4 protein-coding genes are annotated in these 4009 nt (G+C 56.8%); 3 read left to right on the top strand and 1 reads right to left on the bottom strand.

The window, feature by feature from the left end:
- From EN780_RS28875 to EN780_RS28865, 3 genes are all read left to right on the top strand, one after another.
- Window positions 1-988 (top strand): ATP-grasp domain-containing protein (locus EN780_RS28875; protein ID WP_128275992.1); only part of this gene is annotated, 988 nt, incomplete at its 5' end.
- A 158-nt stretch (window positions 989-1146) separates the two neighbouring features.
- Window positions 1147-1524, top strand: coding sequence for a Rid family hydrolase (locus tag EN780_RS28870; protein WP_245500171.1), 378 nt, complete (start codon window positions 1147-1149; stop codon window positions 1522-1524).
- Between the two features lie 337 nt (window positions 1525-1861).
- Window positions 1862-3118: an aminotransferase class III-fold pyridoxal phosphate-dependent enzyme gene (locus tag EN780_RS28865; protein WP_128275990.1), complete on the top strand. Its 1257-nt coding sequence runs from the start codon at window positions 1862-1864 to the stop codon at window positions 3116-3118.
- Here EN780_RS28865 and EN780_RS28860 read toward each other — a convergent pair.
- Window positions 3066-3944 carry a LysR family transcriptional regulator gene (locus EN780_RS28860; RefSeq protein WP_189556816.1) on the bottom strand — a complete coding sequence of 293 codons (879 nt, stop codon included), beginning with the start codon at window positions 3942-3944 and terminating at the stop codon, window positions 3066-3068. The genes EN780_RS28865 and EN780_RS28860 overlap by 53 nt on opposite strands.
- Window positions 3945-4009 lie beyond the last annotated feature (65 nt).

The following is a 4009-nucleotide window of genomic DNA, read 5'->3' as shown; positions in this document are numbered from 1 at the left end:
ACCGGGACCGAACCCCGTATCGATTGAACGATGCTGCGACAAGTTCGTTCAACGCCAGCTCCTCGCAGAGGCCGGCGTTCCAATACCGGCTTATCGCTTGGCAACGAATGCTACTGAGGTTGAAAGCTCTGCCGCGGAGATCGGCCTTCCGGTGGTTCTTAAGCCTGCCGTAGGAGGCATTGGCAGCACCGGTGTCCGATTGTGTCGAAGCGTCAATGAGTTGGCTGAACATACGACCTATCTGTTGGCCGGAAAGCATATATGGCGGTCTTCGCCAAGGATCTTGGTCGAAGAGTTTGCACAAGGCCCCCATTATAGCGCTCACATAATGGGAAATGAGGTCATTGGGATTGTAGCTGCTGAGTTCGGCCACCCACCGCATTTCGTATTTCGCGGGTTCACCTTCCCGGCCCTTCTCACCGACGATGAGCATGCAGACGTCGCCGATCTTTCGCTGAGGTGTTTGCGAGCTCTGGGCCTTGGCTGGGGGCCAACGGGCATTGAGTTCCGATGGACCAAGCATGGGCCGGTCGTCATTGAAGTCAATCCTCGTCTTTCTGGCCCCCCAGATCCCCAAATGATCCAAATGGCTTGCGGTATCGACCTAATCGCCGAACACACCAAGCTTGTCGTAGGAGAGCAATGCGATTTGCACAGACGGCGTTCGCATGCTGCGGCCGCGCGGATACTAGTCCCGGATCGTGATGGCACCCTCGATTGGATAGATGGCGACAGTCAGGCGGCTGCTGTACCAGGTATCGCCGAAGTCAAATTATTTGTTAAACCCGAGACGTTGATCGTCATGAAAGGCGATTCTCGAGACGAGATCGGACACGTCATCGCCGTTTCGTCCAGCCTTGCCCCGACGGCGGCGATACTTCAGCGTGCCGTCGACTTAATCCGTTGGTCAATCACACCACTTCCGACGGAAGGTAAACAGGAACAATCTGGGCCTCACTCCAACACGCCGTCTCGTGATGCCACATAATACCACCGGGAAGCTGCCTAGCTGGGCGTTCGCAGGCATCGCTTTAAATAGACTGGCAGCTGGCGGGAGTGCACAAGTTCAAATGTCTCTGGCTCAGAGAGAGAGTATTTCATGTTGCTATTCTGGCGGACCATGACGAAATGGAGGATACTGTTCGAATGGAAAGAGTGCCTGGAACTTCTGCAGGAAGGAGTTCCGGCTCCGCATACGGTCATCTCGTGTGGGTTACGGCAACGTCAGAACGCAAGGAAATCGATTTGAAAAAACAAATAGCCACCAGTTTTGACAAGATCGATCGCGTACTCTCTGATTTTAAGACAGACAGGCGCTATTTGCTATTCGCTTATGTCCTTCTGTCCAGTCTTGACGATCAGAAGATCTTCGACGTCGAGTGGGAAGCCTGGGTCGGCGACAATCCGAATCACTGGCCGCAACGGGTCTGTGTCGGCGCAATATTATCGCCCGGCACCCTTGTGGAAATTGCTGTGGTCGCGGCTCGCCCTCTAAGATCGAATACGCTCCACTCGATCGCATAACGTCGGCTAATGTAAGAACAACATATTTGCATCCTTCGGCTGGTTGTTTCGAGTGCACCGATAGTGGCACGAGCCATGCTCATCCGCGAGTATTGGGAGGAAATAATGCAGATTTCCAGTACTCTCGTAATCATTGTGGCACCTCCTTCGCAGGCTGCCAGACGCTCTGCTAATAAAGCGAATGATCCGCTTCATCTCGCGATGCCGGAATGCTGATTATCGCTCTGGCTCGTGCTATTCTGGATCGAAATTCTGGATCGGGCGTCAGGTCTTGGTACAGGCCCGAGCGAATGGCCGGCATCTTTATACTGTGGAACTAAGAATTGGAAACTTGACGATGAAACATCTTGTCGGAAGTATTTCCAGCGCCGGGCGCGCCCTGCCGCAACTCAACGGCAGAGCACTGCACATCGACAGGGCAAAAGGGCCATATCTCTGGACGGACGAAGGCATGCGGATGATTGATATGGCGCTCGGGTTCGGCGCTGTCCTTCTCGGACATGCCGATCCGGTGGTCAATGCAGCCGTCGTCGAGGCGGTCGAAAAAGGCTCGATGCCTGCCTTCGCTCACGCCGGCGAAGAAACGGCGGCTGAAGCGCTGAGCGCCCCCTGCGGTCCGCTGCAGAAGGTGATCTTCACCAATTCCGGCAGCGAGGCGGTCCATCTTGCGTGCCGTATAGCCCGCACCGTGACAGGCCGGCGCATCGTTGCGAAGATTGCTGCGGGCTTCGACGGATGGTTTGATCAAGTTGCTTTCGGCAATGCTGGATCGAGGGAGGCGTTCCTCGGGAATGGCGAGTGTCGCCCCATTCGGCAAGACATGACACTGACGCGCTACAACGACGTGGCTGATCTCGAGAGGCTGTTTTCCGAGAACACCGAAATCGCCGCCGTCATTTTCGAGCCCCTATTGGCCAATGCTGGTAGCATCGCAGCCGACATTTCGTATCTGACGGCCCTTGAATCTCTTGCGCGCGCTCATGGCGCGTTGCTGATCGCGGACGAAGTCCTAATGGGGTTTCGCAGCCGGTTCGGTCTGGCAAGCCACGGGCTGGATCTCGATCCCGATATCGCCACGGTGGGCAAGGCGATTGGCAACGGATTTGCCGTTGCGGCGGTTCTCGGTCGGCCCGAAATCATGGAAGCCGCTGACGACGGCCGGGCGGTACGCGCCGGAACCTATTGCGGCAACCCCGTCGCCACGGCCGCGGTGACGGCAACACTCTCGCGCCTTCGAGTATGCGACTACGACGGGCTTGCAAGGCGCGGCAATCTCGTGCGCAATTCGCTGGTCGCTGCCCTTGCTGATCGCGGGGCAACGATTACGACAACCGGCTACGGAATGGTCTTTACGCCCTGGTATTCGGCCACTCAGCCGAATACCTACGAGGACGCGACATTGATCGCGAATCCAGGACTGTCAGTAGCACTTCATTTGGCCCTTCGCAGGGCAGGCATCATGGCGATGCCGCAGGCCTTCGGTCGCTTCTATCTGAGCTTCTCCCACGACGATGCCATCTGCGACGAGATGGCGCAAGCTTTCAGGCAAGCAGCAGATTTTCTTCCGACTGGGCCTGATGGAATTCCGACCTGAGAAAGGCGGCGAGCTTTCGTCCAGCGAGACTGATATCGGGCGCCGCGATGAGCGCAAGCTCTAAGTCCGGCAAAGGCGGCAATCCTTCCACCTCGCCAAGCGCGCGATGCTCGAAAGTCAGCGCCGATTGAGGAAGGGCGGTCACTCCGAACCCCATCATGACAGCAGACTGCACCGACTGCATGTGCGAAGATGCCCACACGATCTTCCAAGCTCGACCGCAATCGTCAAGCGCCTTAAGAATATGGGGTCGGGCGCGGCAGTTTTCGGGAAACAACGCGAGCGGCAACTCCGTTTCCTGTTCAGGACGAGCATGGACGGAAGCACACCAGATCAGCTTTTCGCGTTTCAGGAGCTCGCCCTGTTTCCCTCCTTGTCCACGCGTAACAATCGCCAGATCAATATCACCCCGCGCCACGAGCGGTTCAAGGTCGTGGGAAAACTCGCAGACGACTTCGACTGCAATATCGCGGTGGCGGGTCGAGAAATGTTCCATGACGGAGACACCGAACAACCCGATATAGTCGTCGGGCATTCCGAGACGGACGTGCTTTCTGGTGCCGAGACCACCGAGCGCTTCTATGGTTTCCTGCTCCAAAGCCAACAGCGTGCGTGACCTCTCATACAAGACCTTGCCTAAGGGCGTAAGAGACACGGTGCGCGCTGTGCGGTTCAGCAATCGCTGTCCCAGGCGCTTCTCCAGCCTGGAAATCGATGCAGACACCGCCGCCTGGGTCTTGCCGACACGTTGGCCCGCCTCGGTAAAGCTGCCGGTCGCTACGATTTCCACGAATGTTGCCAAAGCATCCAGATCGAAATGTTGCATCGTCATCCAAGCTCACAGTCAATCGCTCTAACTAATGCATTCACGCACTGCGGACAACCAAGTGA

The sequence above is a fragment of the Mesorhizobium sp. M4B.F.Ca.ET.089.01.1.1 genome, assembly GCF_004022605.1.
In the GTDB taxonomy this organism is placed as follows: domain Bacteria; phylum Pseudomonadota; class Alphaproteobacteria; order Rhizobiales; family Rhizobiaceae; genus Mesorhizobium; species Mesorhizobium abyssinicae.
The sequence above is the reverse complement of the archived record's forward strand: the minus strand, read 5'-3'. Positions and strand labels throughout refer to the sequence as shown.